We start from the raw sequence: 20,145 nt of genomic DNA on the forward strand, positions 1-20,145 counted from the left end.
GCACGGACCCACACAAGGAGCATACCGATGCAGGCCGAAACCACCGTGCTGCGCGACTGCGGCTGGATCATCAGCTGGAACGCCGCCGAGGAGCGCCACGAATACATGCAGGGCGGCGACCTGGCCTTCCGCGGTGACCGCGTGCTGCAGGTGGGGGGGCGCTACGAGGGCCCGTTCGAGCACGAGGTGGATGCCCGCGCGCGCATGGTGATGCCCGGCTTCGTGGACCTGCACGCCCATCCCACCTTCGAGACCATGCTGAAGGGCTACACCGACGAGGTGGGCAGCCCGAACTTCTACCAGAGTTCGCTCTACGAATTCCTGTTCCTGTTCGAGCTGGACGAGGAGGGCATGCGCGCCTCCAACGAGGTCGCCCTCTCCGAGCTGCTGCTGAGCGGCGTCACCACGCTGTGCGACATCTCCGTGCCGCACGAGGGCTGGCTGGACATGATGGCGCAGAGCGGCATCCGCGGCTTCGCCGCTCCCATGTTCCGCTCCGGCCGCTGGTTCACGCGCAACGGCCACTCGGTGGAATACGCGTTCGACGAGCCGCAGGGCCGCGCGCGGCTGGAGACGGCGCTCTCGGTGGTGGACGCGGCCCGCGCCCACCCCTCCGGCCGGCTGGACGGCGTGATCTCCCCCGCCCAGATCGACACCTGCTCCGAGGGCCTGCTGCGCGACGCCGCCGCCGAGGCCCGCGCCCGCAACATGCCCCTGCAGATCCACGCCTCGCAGAGCGTGGTGGAATTCAACGAGATCATGCGCCGCCACGGCCGCACCCCCGCCGGCTGGCTGGGAGAGCTGGGCCTGCTGGGCCCGGACCTCACCATCGGCCACGGCATCTTCATGGACCATCATGACTGGGTGGCCTGGGGCGCGCGCAACGATCTCGGCCTGCTGGCCGAGAGCGGCACCACCGTGGCCCATTGCCCCACGGTCTTCGTGCGCCGCGGCATCTCGCTGCGCCATTTCGCCGAGTACCGCGCCGCCGGCGTGAACATGGGGCTGGGCACCGACACCTTCCCCCACAATTTCGTGGAGGAGATGCGCAACGCCATCTACGTGGGCCGCACCGTGTCCGGCAACTCGAAGGGCCCGACGGCGCAGATGATCTTCGAGGCGGCCACCGTGGGCGGCGCGAAGGCGCTGGGGCGCGACGACATCGGCCGGCTGGCGCCGGGGGCGAAGGCCGACATCGTGCTCGTCGACCTCATGCACCCGGCCATGCGCCCGGTGCGCGACCCGCTGCGCAGCCTGGTGTTCTCCGCCGGCGAGCGCCCGATCCGCGATGTCTACATCGACGGCCGGCAGGTGGTGGCCGGTGGCCGCGTGCTGGGCCTGGACCGCGAGGCCGCGCTGGCGCGGGTGGAGGAGGCCCAGGCCCGCTCCGCCGCGCAGGTGCACAAGCATGACTGGGCCGGCCGCCCCGCCGATGAGGTGATGCCCCACGCGCTGCCCTTCGCCAGGGTGCCGGCTCCTGCGCCTGCGCCTGTGCCGGAAGTCGCCTCCGGGGCGGCGGAGGCCGAGGCATGAGGCTGATCGGCGTTGACGTCGGCGGCACCTTCACCGACCTCGTCTGCGTGGAAACCCGAACCGGCGCGCTCACCATCCACAAGGTGCCCACTACCCCGCACGACCCCTCGGAGGCGGTGCTGAACGGCATCCTGGAGCTCTGCGAGCTAGCCGGCGTGGCGCGCGAGAGCGTGGACCGGGTGCTGCACGGCACCACCACCGCCACCAACGCCATCCTGGAGCATGACGGCGCCCTCACCGGCCTCATCACCAACGAGGGCTTTCGCGACATCCTGCACATCGGCCGCCACCAGCGCCCGCAGCACTATTCCATCCGCCAGGAGGTGCCCTGGCAGGACCGCCCGCTGGTCAAGCGCCGCCACCGCAAGGTGGTGGCCGGCCGCCTGGCCCCGCCCGAGGGCCGCGTGCTGGTGCCGCTGGACGAGGCGGGCGTGCGCCGCGCCGCGCGCGAGCTGCGCGCCGAGGGGGTGGAGGCCATCGCCATCTGCTTCCTGTTCTCCTACCTCGACCCCGCGCATGAGCGGCGCGCCCGCGAGATCGTGCTGGAGGAATACCCGGAGGTGTTCGTGACCACCTCCGCCGAGGTCTCGCCGCAGTTCCGCGAGTTCGAGCGCTTCACCACCACGGCGATGAACGCCTTCATCGGCCCGAAGGTGCGCCGCTACGTGAGCCGGCTGGAGGAGCGGCTGGCGGAGAACGGCCTCAAGGCCGACCTGCACATCATGGGCTCGAACGGCGGTGTCGCCACGGCGCGCATGGTCTCCGCGCTGCCGGTGATGACCCTGCTCTCCGGCCCCGCGGCCGGCATCATCGGCGGGGCCTGGGCCGGGGCGCTCTCCGGGCGCGACAGCCTGATTACCTTCGACGTGGGCGGCACCTCGGCGGATATCGGCATCGTGCGTGACGGCGCCTTCGCCGAGGCCTCGGCGCGCGACACCTCCATCGCCGGCTTCCCGCTCATGGTGCCGATGATCGACATCCACACCATCGGCGCCGGCGGCGGCTCCATCGCGCATGTGGACGCGGGCGGCGCCTTCCGCGTCGGCCCGCGCTCCGCCGGCGCGGTGCCCGGCCCCGCCGCCTACCGCCGCGGCGGCACGAAGCCCACGGTGACGGATGCGAACGTGGTGCTCGGCCGGCTCGACGCGGGCAATTTCCTCGGCGGCGCGATGAGCCTCGACGTGGCGGCGGCCGAGCGGGTGATCGACGGGCTCGCCGCCGAGCTCGGCCTCTCCCGGCTGGAGACGGCGGAGGGCATCCTCACCCTGGTGAACGCCAACATGGCCAACCTCGTGCGCTCGCGCACCGTGCAGAAGGGGCTCGACCCGCGCAACTTCGCCCTTGTCGCCTTCGGCGGCGGCGGGCCGCTGCAGGCGGTGGACGTGGCCGCGATGCTCGGCATCCCGGAGGTGATCGTGCCGCCGGCGCCGGGCATCACCTCGGCCATGGGGCTGGTCGCGACGGACATGAAATACGACCTCGTGCGCACCGCCTTCCTCTCCAGCCTCGACGCGGAAGGGGCAGCGGCCCGCGCCACGGCCACGCTCGACGCCATGCAGGCCGAGCTCGCCGCCCGCCTCGCCGCCGACGGCTTTGCCGAGGCCGATACCGGCTTCGAGCGCTCGGGCGATGTGCGCTACGTGGGCCAGGGCTACGAGCTGCGCGTGGCGATCCCCGCGGGGCCCCTCGACACCGCCGCGATGGACGCGCTCTTCGAGGCTTTCACCGGCCTGCACCACGCGGAATACGGCCGCATCAACCCCGGCAACCCGATCGAGATCGTGAACCTGCGGGTGAGTGCTGCGGGCCGCATGCCGGTGCTCGGCCGCCCGGCGGTGGAGCAGGGCGGCAGCCTGAAGGCGGCCCTGCTCGGCCACCGGCCCTGTACCTTCCGCACGGGCGCGGGGCTGGAGACGGTGGACACCCCGGTCTACCTGCGCGGCAGCCTGCCGCTGGGCGAGCGCATCGCCGGCCCCGCGATCATCGTGCAGAAGGACACCACCTCCCTCCTGCGCCCGCAGGACAGCATGGTCGCCGACCAGGGCGGCAACCTCCTCATCCAGGTCGGCGGAAAGGACTGAGCCATGCCCGAGACCCCACGCATCGACCCCGTGAGCGCCAGCGTCATCCAGGGCGCGCTGCAGAGCATCGCCATCGAGATGGGCTACAAGCTCATGCGCATGTCCTATTCCTCGATCATCCGCGAGTCGGAGGATTTCGGCGCCGCGCTGACGGACGCCAGCGGCCGGCAGATCGCCGAATCCATGCAGTCCACCCCGCTGCAGTCCGGCCCCATCGCCGGCTACGTGGAGAACGTGCTGAAGGTGCTCGCCGCGCGTGGCGAGACCATCGCGCCGGGCGACGTGATCATGCACAACGACCCCTATGGCGGCGCCAGCCACGGGCCGGACATCGCCTTCCTCGTGCCGGTGTTCTGGGAGGGGGCGCTGGCCGGCTTCTCCGCCACCACCGCGCATCACCTCGACATCGGCGCCCAGACGCCGGGCAGCGCCGGGATCGTGGACGCGATCGACGTCTATGCCGAGGGCCTGCAATTCAAGGCGATCAAGGTGGTGGAGGGCGGCCGGCGCAACGCCGCCGTCTGGCAGATCCTGCGTGACAACCTGCGCGCGCCCAGGCTGGTGGTGGGCGACATGGAGGCCCAGATCGCCGCCTGCGAGATCGGCGCCGAGCGCTTCCGCGCCCTGCTCGCCGCGCACGGGCCCGCCCGGGTGACCGCGGCCATCGACGCGCTGATGGACCATTCCGAGACGCTGATGCGACAGGCCATCGCCGCGGTGCCGGACGGCGTCTACCGCGCCACCACCATGCTCGACGGGTTCGAGGGCGACCCGGAGCGCTCCAACCTCACCCTCGCCGTCACCCTCACCGTGGCGGGCGACAGCATCGACGTGGACCTCACCGGCACCTCGCCGCAGGTCTCCGACCGGCCGATCAACATGCCCTTCACGGGCACCACGGACATCGCGATCTGGCTCACCCTGCGCTCCATCCTGCTCGATTCGGCGGTGCACGGCGTGATCCCGCAGAACTCCGGCCTGACCCGGCCGGTGACCATCCGCGCGCCGAAGGGCTGCCTCGCCAACCCCCGCTTCCCCGCGCCGGTGATCGCGCGCTTCACCGGCGGCAACCAGCTCGCCGACACGGTGATGAAGGCGCTTGCGCAGGCGGTGCCGGGGCAGGTCTCAGCCGGTATCGGCAACCTCAAGGTCATCGCCTTCTCCGGCCTGCAGGGCGAGAGCCACTGGGTGCACATGGAGATCTTCGAGGGCTCCTACGGCGGCCGCGAGGGCATGGACGGGATGGACGCGGTCGACACGCTCTACGCCAACACCCGCAACAACCCGATCGAGGACATCGAGACCCACCTGCCGCTGCGCGTCACCCGATACGAGCTGCGCGAGGGCGTGGCCGGGGCCGGGCGCTGGCGCGGCGGCTTCGGCTCGGTGCGCGCCTTCGAGTTCCTCGAGAACGGCGGCGGCTCGGTGGAGGGCGAGGGCCATCTCTACGCGCCCTGGGGCTTTCTGGGCGGCGCGGAGGGCGGCACCTCGCGCCTCGCCATCGCGGCGGCGGACGGCACGCTCACCGAGCTGCCCTCCAAGGTCTCCTACCGCGCGGCGAAGGCGGGCGAGAGCTTCATCGCCTTCGGCCCGGCCGGCGGCGGCTACGGCAACCCGTTCGAGCGCGACCCCGCGGCGGTGCTCGACGACGTGCTCGACGGGCTGATCGGCGCCGACACCGCGCGGGAGAGCTACGGCGTGGCGATCAGCGCCGGCACGGTGGACGCCGCGGCCACCGCGGCCCTGCGCGCCCGCTGACACCGCTCCGGCGGGAGAGGGGCGGCCCCCTCCCGCCGGCCGCAGCCATCCCCTTCCACACCCCCCGGGGCGGCCGCCGCGCCCTGTCGGCAGGCGGCGCGGCCCCGCGGCTTCGGCCCTCCCGAGCCCTGCATCAGGCGCATATCTGAATAAACATGCGTGGGACGGCCATCTGGCGCAATTTGATTGCAGCCAACCGGCCATTTCCGGTAATGTCCGCCCGGTAGCGCGCCCCGTCGGGGTGCAAAGGAGGATGTGATGGACTGGCAGGATATTCTGGCGCGGCGGGCGGGGCGGATGAAGGCGTCCGAGATCCGTGAACTTCTCAAGCTGCTGGACCAGCCGGACATCATCTCCTTCGCCGGTGGCATCCCGGACCCGGCGCTGTTCCCGGCGGCGGATTTCAAGACCGCCTTCCACGACATCTTCTCCGGCGCGGAGGCGGCGACCGCCCTGCAATACTCGGTGAGCGAGGGCTACCTGCCGCTGCGCCGCTGGCTGGCGGCGCGCATGGCGGCGCTCGGCGTGCCCTGCGGGCCGGAGAACATCCTCATCAGCTCCGGCTCGCAGCAGGCGCTGGACTATCTGGGCAAGATCTTCCTCACCCCCGCGGACACGGCGCTGGTGACCTGGCCCACCTATCTCGGCGCGCTCGGCGCCTTCAACGCCTACGAGCCGCGCTATGACCGGCTGCTGCCGCGCGGCAACCGCACGGCGGAGGACATCGCGGCGGCGGCGCGCGAGGCCGGGGGCCGGGCGAAATTCGCCTATCTCTCCCCCGATTTCGCCAACCCCACCGGCGAGACGCTGGACCGCGCGGGCCGCGAGGCGGTGCTGGAGCTTGCCGACACGCTCGACCTCGCGGTGATCGAGGACGCCGCCTACCAGGACCTGCGCTACGACGGCGAGGCGATCCCGCCCATGCTGGCGCTGGAGATCGCGCGCAAGGGCAGCATCGAGGCCTGCCGCACGGTCTATTGCGGCTCCTTCTCCAAGACGCTCTCGCCGGGGCTGCGGGTGGGCTGGGTCTGCGCCGAATCCTCGCTGATCTCGCGGCTGGTGCTGCTGAAGCAGGCGGCGGACCTGCATTCGGCCACGCTGAACCAGATGGCGGTGCACAGGGTGGCCGAGGCCGGGTTCGACGCCCAGGTGGCGCGCGCCCGCGCGGCCTACCGCGCGCGGCGCGACCGGATGCTGGCGGCGCTGGAGCGGCACATGCCCGCCGGCGTGAGCTGGACGGAACCGGAGGGCGGCATGTTCGTCTGGGTGACCGTGCCGGAGCCGCTGGACGGCGCGGCGCTGCTGGCCCGGGCCGTCTCCCACCACAAAGTGGCCTTCGTGCCGGGCCGGGCCTTCTTCCCCGATGCGACCGGCGGCAACACCCTGCGGCTGAGCTTCTCGGCCACTGACGGCGAGGCCATCGAGGAGGGCATCCGCCGCGTGGGCGCCGTGCTGCAGGAAGCCCTGCAACCCGCCTGACCCGGCATCGGAACCGGCGCGCCCGGATGAGCCCCGGGGCCGGCATGGGCCCCGGTTCAAACCGGGGAGCGCGTCAGCCCCGCCGCGCGGGGCGCTCACCGCTGCCGGGCATGCCCCGCGGCAGCTGCTTCCTGCCGGACGCATCGGGCAGGCGTGTTTCGCGCGCGAAATGCCTCCGCGCGCCCCGGGGCGCCGGGAGTCAGCCGGGCGCCCCGGGGCAGGACACGAGGATATCGGCGGGCCGGCTGTGGTGCAGCACCAGCCGGGCGTTGGGCAAGTCGTTCTGCTCCACCTTCGTGCGCGCCGCGCTTTCCGAATGGCCCAGCCCGCGCCAGCGCTGCATCAGGCGGGCGCGCAGGGTGTCCTCCGCGCAGTCGAGCGCCACGGTGCAGGTGAAATGCCGCTGCAGCGCCTGCCAGGGCGGGCGGTTCAGCAGCAGGTAGTTGCCCTCCACCACCAGCATGCGCGCCTCCCGCCCGATGATCGTGGCGCAGGCGCGGGTGAGGTCCAGCGTGCGGTCGAAGGCCGGAACGGCGATGTCGGGCGCGTCGCCCGCGGCCAGCCGGGCGAGCAGGGCGGCGAGCCCGTCGGTGTCGAAGGTCTCCGGCGCGCCCTTGCGCGCGCGCAGGCCCAGGCTGTCCAGCACCGCGTTGTCATAGTGGAACCCGTCCATCTGCAGGCTGCGCGCGCAAAGGCCGTGCGTGCCCGTCAGCGCGGCTTCCACACTGGCGGTGAGGGTGGTCTTGCCGCTTCCCGGCGGGCCGGCGATGGCGACGATGCTGCGCCCGGGGCCCGCCCGCGCGGCGAGCGTGGCGGCGAGCGCATCGGGGGCGATGCGGATGGGGGTGGCGGTGTCGGTGTCGATGTCTGTCACGCGCGGTCGGTCCCTGCTTTGCGGGTTTCGGCCGGGGGTTCTAGCATGTCCGGCGGCGGGACGGGAGAGGCGCGCCGCAGGCGCCCCGCGCCCCGGGGAGGGGGGCGCGGGGCGCGCATGCCCGGGGGGGGGCGCTGCGCCCTCAGGCGGCCCGGTGTGCGCCGCGGGCCAGCCAGTCGCGGTAATCCGCGAGCCCTGCGTCGATATCCGCGAAGCGCGGCTGGAAGCCGATGAGCCGCTGCGCCTTGGAGATGTCGAGCGGCGCGCCGCGCGGCACGAAGGAGCCGGGCCCGAGGGTCATGCCGCTGTCATGGCCGATGAGCCGCGTCACCCGCTCCACGATCTCCGGGTGGCGGTAGGCCACGCCGCAGGAGATGTTCACGTTCTCCCCGGCCATGCCCTCGGCCTGCAGCAGCTTCACCACGCCCTGCGCGGTGTCGGCCACATGCGTCCAGTCCAGCGCCTGGTCGCCGCCGTTGGGGGAGGCGACGCCCGAGAGCCCTTCCAGCGGGCCGAACATCGCCTGATAGAGCGCGTGCATGCGCGAGGGGCGCTTGCCGGGGCCGTAGACGAAGTAGAGCCGCGCGTTGCGCACGTCCATGCCGTAGGTCTCGCCGTATTGCAGGGCCAGCACCTCGTTCGCCACCTTGGTGGCGCCGTAGAGGTCGGTGACCTTGATCGGCGTCTCCTCGGTCTGCCCGCCGGGCTGGTCGCCGTAGACCGCGCCGGAGGAGAGGTTGACGAATTTCGGGATGTTGAACACCCGCGCCACTTCCAGCGCGTTCAGCAGGCCCGTGGTGTTGATCGAGATGTTCCGGAACGGGCGCAGCCTGAAGGTGGGGCCGGCGATGACGGCGACACCGAAGACGATCGCCTCCGCCTCGCGCGCATGGGCGCCCACGCGCTCGAACATGGTGTGGGTGTCCAGCACGTCGACCGGCTCCAGCACGAGGTTGTCGCGCACCTCCTCCAGGTAGTCGAGGCCGAGCTGGTCGAAGCGACCGGCGTCCATGTCGAAGATGACGACCTTCTTGCCCTGCCGGGCCAGGTCATGCGCGACCCAGGAGCCGACATGGCCGAGGCCGCCGAAGATGAGTACCGACATCAGTTTCCTCCGTTCGGGGTGTTTCGCTCGTGCAGGGCCATCAGCGCAGCAGCAGGTCGGGGACGATCCGCACCACCCAGGGCACGAAGGTGATCACGAGCAGCATCAGGAAAAGCGGGATGTAGAAGGGCATGATCTCGCGGATCAGCGTGCCGAAGGGGATGTTGGCCACCTTCTGCACGGTGAAGAGCACCGTGCCCACCGGGGGCGTCACCAGCCCGATCATCAGGTTGAAGATCATCATCACGCCGAAATGTACCGGGTCGATGCCGTAGCTCTGCACCAGCGGCACCAGGATGGGGGTGAGCAGGAAAAGCGCGGGCACCGAGTCGATGAAGCAGCCGACGATGAGGATGAAGACGTTGAGCAGGATGAGCAGCACCCAGGGGTCCGTCACCGTCTCCGACAGGAAGGAGGTGATGTCGCCCGTCACCTGATAGCGCGCCAGCACCCAGGCGTAGAGCGCCGAGCCCGCGATGATGATGAGCAGCGCCGCGGTGTCGACGGCCGTTTCCTTCAGGATCTGCCAGAACTCGCGGAAGGTGACCGTGCGGTACACCACGAAGGCGATGATCATGCAGTAGACCAGCGCGACAGCGGAGGCCTCGGTGGGCGTGAAGAGCCCGGAGAGGATGCCGGCCACGATGATCACCGGGGTGAGCATCGGCAGGATGCCGCGGCCGAAGGCGCGCGCGATCTCGGCCGCGGAGGCGCGCGCCGCGACCGGGTAGCCCCGGCGCACGGAGATGATCGCCACCAGTGCCATCAGCCCGAGGCCCATCAGCACGCCGGGCACGATGGAGCCCAGGAACACCTCGGCGATGGAGACATTGGCCAGCGCGCCGTAGATCACCGCCGGGATGGAGGGCGGGATGATCGGGCCGATGGTGGCCGAGGCGGCGGTGACGGCGGCGGAGAAGCCGCGGTCGTAGCCGTCCTTCTCCATCGCCTTCATCTGTACCGGGCCGAGGCCGCCGGCATCGGCCACCGCCGAGCCGGACATGCCGGCGAAGAGCATGGAGGAGACCACGTTCACATGGCCCAGCCCGCCGCGCATGTGGCCCACCAGCGAGCGGGCCACGTCGAACACCCGGTCGGAGATGCCGGAGGCGTTCATCAGCCGGCCGATGAGCAGGAAGGCCGGGATGGCGAGCAGGGTGAAGCTGTTCACGCCGTAGAGCGTGCGCTGCGCGATCATGTCGAGCGGCAGGCCGTCGAGGCCGCGGGTGTAGAGCAGCACCGCGGAGGAGGCGCCGATCATCGCGAAGCCGACGGGCACGCCGATGAAGAGCAGGATGAGCAGCGAGCCGAAGAGGGTTGCGAAGAGGATCATTCGGAAAGACTCCGGGTGGACGGGGCGGCGAGGCCGAGCTTCACCGCGAGATCGCGCAGCACCAGGAGGGCGAGCAGCACGATGCCGAGGCCCTGGACGAAGTAGAGCCAGGCGAAGGGGATCGGCAGGGTGCTGGCGGCGACGTTCGCGGTGCGCTGCATCATCCCCCAGGCGCCGACGATGACGGCGCCGCAGATGACGAGGGTGATCACGTCGCTCGCCGCCTCCAGCACGCGGGCGGTGCGCGGCGGCAGCATGTCGAGCAGCACGGTGATGCGGATCTGCGCGCCGTAGCGCTGCGCCACGGCCGCGCCGAGGAAGATCTCGGCGATGTAGAGGAAGCGCGAGGCCTCGTCGGTCCAGGGCACGCCGATGCCCAGGGCGTAGCGCGACATCACCTGCACGAACATGATCGCCAGCATGGCGAAGAAGCTCACGATGGTGACGGTCTCGACGATGCTCCAGAAGCCGGCAGCGAGGCGGGCCGGGACCGATGGCGCGGCGCTTGAGCGGGAGGCAGTCATGGGGTGTCCGTTCTCTTGTGGCGGGAGGGCGGCACGCGCCGGGCGGGAGACCGGAGCGCGCGGGCGGCGCGCCCGGTGGCCCGGCCTGCGCACCTGCCCCCGGCGGGGGACGGTGCCGGACCGGGCCCCCCCTCCTGCGAGGGGGGGCCGCGGAGCCGGTCCCGGGGCAAGGGCGGCCCGGGGGCCACCCTCGCCCGGCGCGGGGCGGCGGCCTCAGTCGATGAAGGAGAGCACGTAGTCGCGCACCTGCGGGTCAAGGCCCTGGGCCACCTCGCGCACCGCCGGGGCGGCCTTCTCGCGGAAGGCGGCGGTGTCGGGCTCCACCACGGTCATCCCTTTCGCCTCCAGGTCGGCGTAGAGCTCGGCCTGCAGCGTGTCGGTCGTCTCATCGCCCCAGGCGATGGCCTCGTCGATCGCGCCCCGGATCATGGCGCGGTCCTCCTCCGACAGGCTCTCGTAGAAGTCGTTGTTCATCAGCCAGTGGAAGAACGAGTACACGTGCTGGGTCTTGTCGACGTATTTCTGCACCTCGTAGAGCTTGCCGGCGTGGATGTAGCCCACCGGGTTCTCCTGCATGTCGATGACGCCGGTCTGCAGCGAGGTGTAGACCTCCGGCCAGGCGATGGGCGAGGGCAGGGCGCCGAGCGCGCTCCAGATCTTCACCCAGGAGGCGATCTCGGGCACGCGCATGCGCACGCCCTCCACGTCCGCCGGGGTTCGCACCGGGGCGTTGGAGGTGAGGTTGCGCGGGTTGCGCTTCGAGATGCCGACGAGGCGCAGGTTCGCGCTGGCAACCAGCGCCGCGTTCACCGCCTCGCCCAGCTCGCCCTCGTAGACCTTGCGGGCCTGCGCGGTGGAGGAATAGACGAAGGGCAGGTCGGAGGCGGCGTATTTCGGCGCGTAGAGCGACATCGGCATCGAGCCGCCGAGGGCGATCTGGTACTCGCCGAAGCTCGCACCCTCCAGGTGGTCGCGCTCGCCACCCACTTCCGTGCCCAGCAGGGTGACGGTGAACGCCCCGTCCGAACGCTCCTCGATCAGCTCCTTGAGCTTGCGGCCCACGGAGAACATCTCGTGCGACGGGTCGACATGCATGGCGATGGCGATGTCTTCGGCGAAGGCGGCCGGGGCGCCGCCGACGGCGATGCCGGCAGCCACGAGGGCTCCGAGAATACGGGATCTCATCTGCGTTTCCTCCCTTGAGGGCTCTGGGTTGCTTGCCGGCCGGGGCCGGGGGTCGTCTCACGCTTCGAACGCCCCGTCGGGGCGCCGCCATCGGCCCGCGGCCGCCTGCCCCTCAGGGGAGCAGGTTCGGACGGGGCCTCCGACTCAACTGGTCTGATAGGTTGACCATCAGACTGTTTGATGGTTTGTGGATCAGCATTGGACGGCATGTCAACAGCCGTGTATTGCCGGATGTGGGAGACAGCGACGATGCAGACGAATCCGACAGGCGACCGGCGGCTGGTGAAGCGCAAGCGCATGCACGAGGAACTGGTGGAAATGCTGAGCGAGGACATCCGCGGCGGCGTCTTCGCCGTGGGCGACCCCCTGCCCTCCGAGCGCGAGCTGATGGAGGAGTTCGGCGTCTCGCGGCTCACGGTGCGCGAAGCCCTAGGCGCGCTGGAGAAATCCGGCCTCATCGCCGTGCGCCCCGGCACCCGGGCACGGGTGTGCGAGCCCAGCTCCGACCGGCTGGTGGAGCTGCTCTCCGGCACGGCGACCTTCTACATCTCCCAGCCCGAGGGGCTGCGCAACTTCCAGGACGTGCGCACGCTGGTGGAAACCGGCCTCGCCCGCATGGCCGCCGAACGCGCCAGGCCGGAGGACATCACCGCCCTCGGCGCGCTGCTGGAGGCGAATCGCGCCTCCGTGGGCGACACGGCGCGGTTCGCGCGCACCGACATGGACTTCCACCTCGCCATCGCGCGCATCGTGGGCAACCCGATGCTGGATGCCTTCTACCTGGCGGTGGACCGCTGGCTGCACGAGGTGCGCCTCGTCACCCTCGCCCACGAGGGCCAGATGCAGACTGCCTTCGCCGCGCACCAGCAGATCTTCGACGCCATCCGCGCACGCGATGCGGACCGCGCCTTCGGCGCCATGCGCGCGCACCTGCTGCAGGTCAACAGCATGCACACGCCCGGACGCTGACGGCCGGCGGGGCCCTGCGGCACGGCTCCCCGCCCGGACATGGCGGGCGGGGACGGGGGGCGGAAGGCCCCCGGGGCCAGACATCAATTCAAAGGGCGCACCGCGGGTGGCCGCGCCCCGGACCACGAAGGAGCAGGACATGTTGCTGGGCTGTATCGGTGACGATTTCACGGGATCGAGCGATCTCGCCAACACGCTGGCCAAACAGGGCATGCGGGTGACGCAGTATTCCGGCGTGCCCACCGCCCCGGCCGAGGCCGGCGTGGAGGCTGGTGTCGTCGCGCTGAAATCGCGCACCATCGCGCCGCAGGAGGCCATCGCCCAGTCGCTGAAGGCGCTGGAATGGCTGCAGGCGCAGGGCTGCCGGCAGTTCCTGTTCAAGTACTGCTCCACCTTCGACAGCACGCCGGAGGGCAACATCGGCCCGGTGGCCGCGGCGCTGGCAGAGCGGCTGGACGCCTGGAAGGTCATTGTCTGCCCGGTGTTCCCGGCCACGGGGCGCACGCTGTTCGAGGGCCATCTCTTCGTGAACGGCAAGCTGCTCTCGGAAAGCGGCATGCAGGACCACCCGCTCACCCCGATGACCGACCCGGACATCCGCCGCTGGCTGGCACGGCAGACGGAGATGCCCGTGGGCCATGTCTCCATGGCCGCGGTGCGCCGGGGCGCGGAGGCGATCTCGGCGGCCTTCGAGGCCGAGCACTCCGCCGGACGCCGCCTGCTGGTGACCGACGCGATCGCCGACGCGGACCTGATGGAGATCGGCGCCGCCGCCGCGGGCCTGCCGCTCATCACCGGGGGGTCGGGCATCGCCATGGGCCTGCCGGAGAACTTCCGCCGCGAGGGGCTGCTGGCCGGCGGCGGCTATGACTGGCAGGGCTCGGACGGGCCCTGCGTGGTGCTCTCGGGCTCCTGCTCCATCGCCACGCGCGGCCAGGTGGCGTATCACAAGGCCCGCCACCCGGCGCTGCAGATCACCGTGGATGACGTGATCGCCGGCACCACCACCGCCGAAGGCGTGGCGGACTGGCTGCTGGCGCAGGAGGGACTGCCGCTGGCCTATGCCACCGCCGAGCCCGCCGTGGTGCGTGCCGCGCAGGAGACATACGGCCGCGCGCGCGCCGCTTCCGCCATCGAGGACCTCTTCGCCGAGGTCACCCGCCTGGTGGTGGCGCGCGGCGCGACCCGCATCATCGCCGCGGGGGGAGAGACCTCCGGCGCCGTGGTCGAGGCGCTGGACCTCGACGCCCTCGCCATCGGCCCGGAGATCGCGCCCGGCGCCCCGGCGCTGGCCGCCGGCCCGCTGCGGCTCACCCTCAAGTCCGGCAATTTCGGCGACGAGACCTTCTTCGAGACCGCCGCGAAGATCCTGGGGGGCGCATGAGCGAGGAGGCCGACCTGCGCGAGCGCATCTGCTTCTTCGCGCGCTCGCTGTTCGAGCGGGGGCTGACCAGCGGCTCCACCGGCAACATCTCCGCCCGGTTGTCGGACGGCGGGCTGCTCGTCACCCCCACCGGCTCCAGCATGGGCCGGCTGGACCCGGCGCGCCTGTCGCGGTTCGACGCCTCCGGGCGGCTGGTCTCCGGTGACAAGCCGACCAAGGAAATGCCGCTGCATTCGGCCTTCTACGAGACGCGGAAGGGCGCGGGGGCGGTGGTGCACCTGCATTCCACCCATTCCGTGGCGCTCTCCCTGCTGCCGGAGACGGACCCGGAGAACGTGCTGCCGCCGCTCACCCCCTATGCCATCATGAAGCTCGGCCGGGTGAAGCTTCTGCCCTATTTCCGCCCCGGAGACGCGGCGATGGGGGCGGCGGTACGCGGCCTCGCGGGCAGGCGCGCGGCGGTCTTGCTGGCCAACCACGGCCCGGTGGTGGCCTCGAAGGACCTCGAAGCGGCCGTCTATGCCATGGAGGAGCTGGAGGAGACCGCGCGGCTGGCCCTGCTCACCCGCGGCATGTCCCCCCGCCTGCTCACCGAGGCGCAGGTGAGCGACCTGGTGACGACCTTCGAGGTGGACTGGGACTGAACCCGCCAGGGGGGCGCAGGACGGGCGCCTCCCCGCGCCGCCCCGGCTGCGGTGAGGGCGGCTGGGGGAGCAGGGCGGGCACGGGCCTGCCCGTCCCCGAGGGGCAGGAGGGCGACCCGGTGAAGACCTTCGAGTTGGACCGGGACTGAACCCGCGACCACGGGGGCCCCTTCCCGCGCGCCCCGTTGCGGCGAAGGAGGCCGGCGGGGCAGGGCGGGCACGGGCATATGCGCGGCTCCGGAGGGCAGGACGGGGGCGGCGGCCCGGCCCGGGTTCGCGCCCCATTGTGATGCGGATTGCAGATCGCTACTGTCTGGCAAGTCCCTTTCCGTCACCCCGAAAGAACCGTCATGCGCACGACGCCCGAGTCCGACTTCGCCCTGGGCGATCATGCGTTCCTTCAGGGCGGAGGGGCGATGGCGCGGGAGATCCGGGCGTTCGACTGGGGCTCCACCCCGCTGGGGCGCATCGAGACCTGGTCCGCGGCGCTGAAGATCACCGTGAGCACCCTGCTCAATTCCGCCTTCCCGAAATGCCTGTGCTGGGGCGACGGGCTGACGATGATCTACAACGACGCCTTCATCCCGATCCTCGACGCCAAGCACCCCTGCCTGGGCAGGCCGTTCCTGGAGGTGTGGAGCGACGTGGCGGAGGAGATCCGGCCCATCGCCCTGCGCGCGCTGGCCGGAGACTCCACCTTCATCGAGGATTTCGCGCTCACCACGAACCGCTCCGGCACGTTCGAACAGGCGAACTTCACCTTCTGCTACAGCCCGATCCGCGATGAGCACGGCGTGGTGCGCGGCATGCTGGACACGGTGGTGGAGACCACGGGCAAGGTGCGGGCCGAGGCGCTGGCCGAGCTGCGCAACCGCGAGCTCGTGCACCGCTCGCGCAATGCCTATGCGTTGGTCTCCGCGCTGGTCAACCATTCCTTCCGCAGTGCGCAGGCCCTGCCGGAGATCAAGGACATGCTGCAGCTGCGTATCGAGGCGCTGGTGCGCGCGCAGGACCTGCTGATGGAAACCGAAACCGGCAGCGTGAGCCTGGACGTGGTGTCCCGGCGCGCCCTCGGGCCGTTCCTGGATGATTCCGACCGGGTGGAGATCCGCGGGCCGGAGGTGTTCATCGGCCGCGAGCAGGTTACCACCCTCTGCCTCGCGCTGCATGAGCTGGGCACCAACTCGATGAAGTACGGAGCGCTGGGGCTGCCCTCCGGCAGGGTGCTGCTGGGCTGGCAGATCGACAGCCTGTCGCAGCCCGCCGTCTTCCGGCTGGAGTGGCGCGAGAGCGGCGGCCCGCCGGTCACGCAGCCGGCCGCGCAGGGCTTCGGCAGCACGCTGATCGCGCACAGCCTGCCGATGGCCTTCCGCGGCACCGTCGAACTGGATTACGCGCCCGCCGGCTTCCGGCTGACCCTCGCCGCCGATGCGGCCCGGCTGCTGGACGAGCACCAGGACGCCCGGGACTGACACGCTCCGCCGGTCCCCGCGGCCAGGCCGGCGCAAGGCTGCGCACGGGGCGGAGCGTGCGGCTGCCGGCTGTCAGGCGCTGAGCATCCGGCGGATCTCCGCCTGCACGCCGCGCAATCCGTCGAGATAGCTCGCCGCGAGGTCCGAGACGCTGGCCTGCGCGGCCGGGGCGCCGATGTTCACCGCCGCGACCACCGTGCCCCGGGCATTGACCAGCGGCACCGCGATGGAGCGCAGCCCGGTCTCCACCTCCTGGTCGATCAGCGCGTAGCCCTCGGCGCGGGCCCGGGCGATGCGTGCCATCACCGCCTCCGGGTCGGTGAGGGTGAGGGGCGTGCGGGCCGGGATCGGGCGCGCGGTGAGGATGACGCGCGCCTCCGCCTCCGGCAGCGCGGCGAGCAGCACCCGCCCCATGGAGGTGGAGGCCGCCGGCAGGCGCGAGCCCGGCATCAGCGAGATGGACATCACCTTCCGCCGCGCGGCCCGGGCGATGTAGACGATCTCCGGCCCGTCGAGGATCGACACCGAGGTGGACTGCCCGATCGCCTCCGCCAGCCGGTCCAGCGAGGGTTGCACGATCTGCGGCAGCGGCATGGCGGCAAGACAGCCGATGCCCAGCCGCAGCACCCGGGGCGTGAGGGTGAAGAACTTGCCGTCATGCTCGGCATACCCGGCCTCGGCGAGGGTGAGCAGGCAGCGGCGCGCCGTGGCGCGGTCCAGCCCGGTGCGGGCGGAAGCCTCGGCGATGGTCATGCGGGGAGATTCCGCGCCGAAGGCCTCGATCACCCGCAGCCCCTTGCCGAAACTGCCCATCAGGTCACGGGTCGGGGTGGCCATGGGAACACTCCTGTTGTGCGGAATGAGAACAAATGTCGTATAACGTACAAATCGGTTGCCGTCGAGGGGGGCGTGGCGCTAGGTCTGTCGGTGCCGCGCCGCGGAACGCAGGCCGGCCAGAGCGGAGGACCCCATGGACAAGACATGCGCCAGCCCGGCCGAGGCCGTGGCGGAGATCGGCGACGGCGCGACGGTGATGATCGGCGGTTTCGGCGGCTCCGGCGCGCCGATCGAGCTCATCCACGCGCTGATCGACAAGGGGCCGAAGGGCCTCACCGTCATCAACAACAACGCCGGAAACGGCCGCATCGGCATCGCCGCGATGATCGACGCGGGCATGGTGGCGAAGATGGTCTGCTCCTTCCCGCGCTCCTCCGACCCGCGCGCCTTCACCGAGGCCTACCTGGAGGGCCGGGTGGCGCTGGAACTGGTGCCGCAGGGCACGCTGGCGGAGCGGATCCGCGCCGGCGGCGCCGGCATCCCGGCCTTCTACACCCCCACCGGCTACGGCACCGAGCTTGCCGAGGGCAAGAAGATCGAGGAATTCGACGGCCGCCCCTACGTGCAGGAGCGCTGGCTGAAGGCGGATTTCGCGCTGGTGAAGGCGGAGCTGGGCGACATCCACGGCAACCTCACCTACCGCCACGCCGGGCGCAACTTCGGCCCGCTGATGTGCATGGCCGCGGCGCGCACGCTGGTGCAGGTGTCGCGCATCGTGCCGCTGGGCGGGATCGACCCGGAACACGTGGTGACCCCGGGCATCTTCGTCGACCGTGTGGTCGAGGTGCCGGACCCCGCGCAGGAAGAACTTCTCATCAGAGCCGGAGCGAGCTACGCATGAGCGCCGCCATCGACACCCGCGAAGACATCAAGCTCTCCAACGCCCAGATCGCCTGGCGCGCGGCGCAGGACATCGCCGACGGCGCCTACGTGAACCTCGGCATCGGTTTCCCCGAGATGGTGGCGCGCTACCAGCCGCCGGGCCGCCAGGCCATCTTCCACACCGAGAACGGCATCCTGGACTTCGGCGAGGCCCCGCCCGAGGGCGCGGAGGACTGGGACCTGATCAACGCCGGCAAGAAGGCGGTGACGCTGAAGCCCGGCGCCGCGTTCTTCCACCACGCCGACAGTTTCGCCATGGTGCGCGGCGGGCATCTGGACGTGGCCATCCTCGGCGCCTATCAGGTGGCCCAGACCGGCGATCTCGCGAACTGGCGGGTCGGCTCGAAGGGCGTGCCGGCGGTGGGCGGCGCGATGGACCTCGTGCACGGGGCGAAGGATGTCTTCGTCATCACCGAGCACGTCACCCGCAAGGGCGAGCCGAAGCTGGTCGAGCGTTGCAGCTTCCCGCTCACCGGCGTGGGCTGCGTCACCCGGGTCTACACCAGCCATGCGGTGATCCGGATCGAGAATGGCCGCTTCGTGCTGCAGGAAATGCTGCCGGGCATGAGCGTGGCCGAACTGCAGGCGATGACCGGCGCGGAGCTGCTCATCGACGGGCCGGTGGCCGAACTGGCCGTGCCGGCGCTTTGAGGACGAGAACATGACCGAAGCCTATATCTGCGACTACATCCGCACCCCGATCGGCCGTTTCGGCGGCGCGCTCTCCGCGGTGCGGGCCGATGATCTCGGCGCGATCCCGCTCAAGGCGCTGATGGCGCGCAACGCGGGCGTGGACTGGGAGGCCGTCGACGACGTGATCTTCGGCTGCGCCAACCAGGCCGGCGAGGACAACCGCAACGTCGCCCGCATGTCCGCCCTGCTGGCGGGCCTGCCGGTGAGCGTGCCGGGCACCACGATGAACCGGCTCTGCGGCTCGGGCATGGACGCGATCCTGGCCGCGGCACGCGCCATCAAGGCCGGCGAGGCCGATCTGATGATCGCCGGCGGCGTGGAGAGCATGAGCCGCGCGCCCTTCGTGATGCCCAAGGCCACCTCGGCCTTCTCCCGGCAGGCGGAGATCTATGACACCACCATCGGCTGGCGCTTCGTGAACCCGGTGATGAAGGCGCAGTACGGCATCGATTCGATGCCCGAGACCGGCGAGAACGTGGCGGAGGACTTCTCCGTCAGCCGCGAGGACCAGGACGCCTTCGCCCTGCGCTCGCAGGAGCGGGCGGCCGCGGCACAGGCCAACGGCCGGCTGGCGCGCGAGATCACCCCGGTGACCATCCCGCAGCGCAAGGGCGACCCGGTCGTCGTGGCGGCCGACGAGCACCCGCGCGCCACCTCGATGGAGGCGCTGGCCAGGCTCGGCACCCCGTTCCGCAAGGGCGGGACCGTGACCGCGGGCAATGCCAGCGGCGTGAACGACGGCGCCGCGGCGCTCATCATCGCCTCGGAAGCGGCGGTGAAGGCGCATGGCCTCACCCCGCTGGCGAAGGTGCTGGGCGGGGCGGCCGCCGGCGTGCCGCCGCGCATCATGGGCATCGGCCCGATCGCGGCCTCGCGCAAGCTGATGGCGCGGCTCGGCCTCACTGCCGAGGCGTTCGACGTGATCGAGCTGAACGAGGCCTTCGCCAGCCAGGGCCTGGCGACGCTGCGCGCGCTCGGCATCGCCGACGACGACCCGCGGGTGAACCCGAATGGCGGCGCCATCGCGCTCGGCCATCCGCTGGGCATGTCGGGGGCGCGCATCTCCGGGTCCGCGGCGCTGGAACTGGTGTCCGGCGGCGGCAGCAAGGCCCTCGCGACCATGTGCATCGGCGTGGGCCAGGGCATCGCCATCGCGCTCGAACGCGTCTGATCCCCTCCGTGCCCCGGCCTGCCGCCGGGGCACGCCACCCGCCACGCCCTCCGGCAGGCGAGCCCGTCGCTGACCTTCGCGGAGTCCGGCCGCATGGTCCCTCTGCCCCGGGGGGGATGGCCCGCCCGGACAGGGTGGGCGGACGGCAGGTCGCCCCGGGACGCCCGCGCAGGGGCGGCGGTTCGCAGCGGAGGCTCCGGGCCCGGGAGACACCCGCCCGC

17 protein-coding genes are annotated in these 20,145 nt (G+C 71.5%); 11 read left to right on the forward strand and 6 right to left on the reverse strand.

All coding sequences use genetic code 11. The features are described from left to right. Positions 1–27 precede the first annotated feature (27 nt). The 4 genes from FDP22_RS22295 to FDP22_RS22310 all read left to right on the forward strand — a co-directional run bounded on the left by FDP22_RS22295 (position 28) and on the right by FDP22_RS22310 (position 6,851). Entirely contained in the window at positions 28–1,533 is a 1,506-nt protein-coding gene (locus tag FDP22_RS22295) for an amidohydrolase family protein (protein WP_138576984.1), read from the forward strand. Then, positions 1,530–3,614, forward strand: a complete 2,085-nt coding sequence (locus FDP22_RS22300) for a hydantoinase/oxoprolinase family protein (RefSeq protein ID WP_138576982.1) — start codon at positions 1,530–1,532, stop codon at positions 3,612–3,614. The genes FDP22_RS22295 and FDP22_RS22300 overlap by 4 nt, the downstream gene beginning before the upstream one ends. 3 nt (positions 3,615–3,617) lie before the next feature. Continuing rightward, positions 3,618–5,372, forward strand: a complete 1,755-nt coding sequence (locus tag FDP22_RS22305; protein WP_138576980.1) for a hydantoinase B/oxoprolinase family protein — start codon at positions 3,618–3,620, stop codon at positions 5,370–5,372. A gap of 255 nt (positions 5,373–5,627) precedes the next feature. Next, positions 5,628–6,851 carry an aminotransferase-like domain-containing protein gene (locus tag FDP22_RS22310; protein WP_138576978.1) on the forward strand — a complete coding sequence of 408 codons (1,224 nt, stop codon included), beginning with the start codon at positions 5,628–5,630 and terminating at the stop codon, positions 6,849–6,851. Positions 6,852–7,050: 199 nt separating this feature from the next. Here the strand turns inward: FDP22_RS22310 and FDP22_RS22315 are convergent, their stop codons facing one another. From FDP22_RS22315 to FDP22_RS22335, 5 genes are all read right to left on the reverse strand, one after another. Further along, the gene (locus FDP22_RS22315; protein ID WP_239032021.1) at positions 7,051–7,725 is read right to left on the reverse strand and encodes a nucleoside/nucleotide kinase family protein; all 675 of its coding nucleotides are present in this window, start codon (positions 7,723–7,725) and stop codon (positions 7,051–7,053) included. Between the two features lie 142 nt (positions 7,726–7,867). Beyond that, entirely contained in the window at positions 7,868–8,830 is a 963-nt protein-coding gene (locus FDP22_RS22320) for an NAD-dependent epimerase/dehydratase family protein (protein WP_138576976.1), read from the reverse strand. A gap of 40 nt (positions 8,831–8,870) precedes the next feature. Further along, positions 8,871–10,163 carry a TRAP transporter large permease gene (locus tag FDP22_RS22325; RefSeq protein WP_138576974.1) on the reverse strand — a complete coding sequence of 431 codons (1,293 nt, stop codon included), beginning with the start codon at positions 10,161–10,163 and terminating at the stop codon, positions 8,871–8,873. Continuing rightward, complete coding sequence (locus FDP22_RS22330; RefSeq protein ID WP_138576972.1) at positions 10,160–10,687, reverse strand: TRAP transporter small permease; 528 nt, start codon at positions 10,685–10,687, stop codon at positions 10,160–10,162. Before FDP22_RS22330 ends, FDP22_RS22325 begins: the two co-directional genes overlap by 4 nt. 213 nt (positions 10,688–10,900) lie before the next feature. Next, a complete protein-coding gene (locus FDP22_RS22335; protein ID WP_138576970.1) occupies positions 10,901–11,872 on the reverse strand; it encodes a TRAP transporter substrate-binding protein in 972 nt (323 codons plus the stop codon). A gap of 249 nt (positions 11,873–12,121) precedes the next feature. On the opposite strand from FDP22_RS22335, the gene FDP22_RS22345 reads away from it, so the two are divergent. The 4 genes from FDP22_RS22345 (at position 12,122) to FDP22_RS22360 (ending at position 16,341) form a co-directional block, all read left to right on the forward strand. Further along, on the forward strand, positions 12,122–12,841 hold the full coding sequence (locus FDP22_RS22345) for an FCD domain-containing protein (protein WP_138576965.1): 720 nt from the start codon (positions 12,122–12,124) through the stop codon (positions 12,839–12,841). 139 nt (positions 12,842–12,980) lie between these two features. Further along, positions 12,981–14,225, forward strand: coding sequence for a 3-oxo-tetronate kinase (otnK, locus tag FDP22_RS22350; protein ID WP_138576963.1), 1,245 nt, complete (start codon positions 12,981–12,983; stop codon positions 14,223–14,225). After that, the gene (gene otnC / locus FDP22_RS22355; RefSeq protein ID WP_138576961.1) at positions 14,222–14,869 is read left to right on the forward strand and encodes a 3-oxo-tetronate 4-phosphate decarboxylase; all 648 of its coding nucleotides are present in this window, start codon (positions 14,222–14,224) and stop codon (positions 14,867–14,869) included. Before otnK ends, otnC begins: the two co-directional genes overlap by 4 nt. Before the next feature lie 350 nt (positions 14,870–15,219). Continuing rightward, a complete protein-coding gene (locus FDP22_RS22360) occupies positions 15,220–16,341 on the forward strand; it encodes an HWE histidine kinase domain-containing protein (protein WP_138576959.1) in 1,122 nt (373 codons plus the stop codon). Between the two features lie 72 nt (positions 16,342–16,413). Here the strand turns inward: FDP22_RS22360 and FDP22_RS22365 are convergent, their stop codons facing one another. Further along, the gene (locus tag FDP22_RS22365) at positions 16,414–17,178 is read right to left on the reverse strand and encodes an IclR family transcriptional regulator domain-containing protein (protein ID WP_138576957.1); all 765 of its coding nucleotides are present in this window, start codon (positions 17,176–17,178) and stop codon (positions 16,414–16,416) included. 133 nt (positions 17,179–17,311) lie between these two features. Between FDP22_RS22365 and FDP22_RS22370 the strand changes: the two genes are divergently transcribed. Genes FDP22_RS22370 through pcaF form a run of 3 tightly spaced genes read left to right on the forward strand, consistent with a single transcriptional unit; the run spans position 17,312 to position 19,924 of the window. Continuing rightward, positions 17,312–18,019: a 3-oxoacid CoA-transferase subunit A gene (locus FDP22_RS22370; RefSeq protein WP_138576955.1), complete on the forward strand. Its 708-nt coding sequence runs from the start codon at positions 17,312–17,314 to the stop codon at positions 18,017–18,019. Beyond that, the gene (locus tag FDP22_RS22375) at positions 18,016–18,711 is read left to right on the forward strand and encodes a 3-oxoacid CoA-transferase subunit B (RefSeq protein WP_138576953.1); all 696 of its coding nucleotides are present in this window, start codon (positions 18,016–18,018) and stop codon (positions 18,709–18,711) included. Before FDP22_RS22370 ends, FDP22_RS22375 begins: the two co-directional genes overlap by 4 nt. 10 nt (positions 18,712–18,721) lie before the next feature. Further along, entirely contained in the window at positions 18,722–19,924 is a 1,203-nt protein-coding gene (pcaF, locus tag FDP22_RS22380; protein WP_138576951.1) for a 3-oxoadipyl-CoA thiolase, read from the forward strand. The last annotated feature ends 221 nt before the right edge of the window (positions 19,925–20,145 follow it).

The organism is Paroceanicella profunda (genome assembly GCF_005887635.2).
Taxonomy (GTDB): Bacteria; Pseudomonadota; Alphaproteobacteria; order Rhodobacterales; family Rhodobacteraceae; genus Paroceanicella; species Paroceanicella profunda.

Bases quoted from the DNA above. Each gene is read 5' to 3' on its own strand.
- FDP22_RS22295 (WP_138576984.1), top strand. From the start codon at position 28: ATGCAGGCCGAAACCACCGTGCTGCGCGACTGCGGCTGGATCATCAGC.
- FDP22_RS22300 (WP_138576982.1), top strand. From the start codon at position 1,530: ATGAGGCTGATCGGCGTTGACGTCGGCGGCACCTTCACCGACCTCGTC.
- FDP22_RS22305 (WP_138576980.1), top strand. From the start codon at position 3,618: ATGCCCGAGACCCCACGCATCGACCCCGTGAGCGCCAGCGTCATCCAG.
- FDP22_RS22320 (WP_138576976.1), bottom strand. From the start codon at position 8,830: ATGTCGGTACTCATCTTCGGCGGCCTCGGCCATGTCGGCTCCTGGGTC.
- FDP22_RS22325 (WP_138576974.1), bottom strand. From the start codon at position 10,163: ATGATCCTCTTCGCAACCCTCTTCGGCTCGCTGCTCATCCTGCTCTTC.
- FDP22_RS22330 (WP_138576972.1), bottom strand. From the start codon at position 10,687: ATGACTGCCTCCCGCTCAAGCGCCGCGCCATCGGTCCCGGCCCGCCTC.
- FDP22_RS22335 (WP_138576970.1), bottom strand. From the start codon at position 11,872: ATGAGATCCCGTATTCTCGGAGCCCTCGTGGCTGCCGGCATCGCCGTC.
- FDP22_RS22345 (WP_138576965.1), top strand. From the start codon at position 12,122: ATGCAGACGAATCCGACAGGCGACCGGCGGCTGGTGAAGCGCAAGCGC.
- otnK (WP_138576963.1), top strand. From the start codon at position 12,981: ATGTTGCTGGGCTGTATCGGTGACGATTTCACGGGATCGAGCGATCTC.
- otnC (WP_138576961.1), top strand. From the start codon at position 14,222: ATGAGCGAGGAGGCCGACCTGCGCGAGCGCATCTGCTTCTTCGCGCGC.
- FDP22_RS22360 (WP_138576959.1), top strand. From the start codon at position 15,220: ATGCGCACGACGCCCGAGTCCGACTTCGCCCTGGGCGATCATGCGTTC.
- FDP22_RS22365 (WP_138576957.1), bottom strand. From the start codon at position 17,178: ATGGCCACCCCGACCCGTGACCTGATGGGCAGTTTCGGCAAGGGGCTG.
- FDP22_RS22370 (WP_138576955.1), top strand. From the start codon at position 17,312: ATGGACAAGACATGCGCCAGCCCGGCCGAGGCCGTGGCGGAGATCGGC.
- FDP22_RS22375 (WP_138576953.1), top strand. From the start codon at position 18,016: ATGAGCGCCGCCATCGACACCCGCGAAGACATCAAGCTCTCCAACGCC.
- pcaF (WP_138576951.1), top strand. From the start codon at position 18,722: ATGACCGAAGCCTATATCTGCGACTACATCCGCACCCCGATCGGCCGT.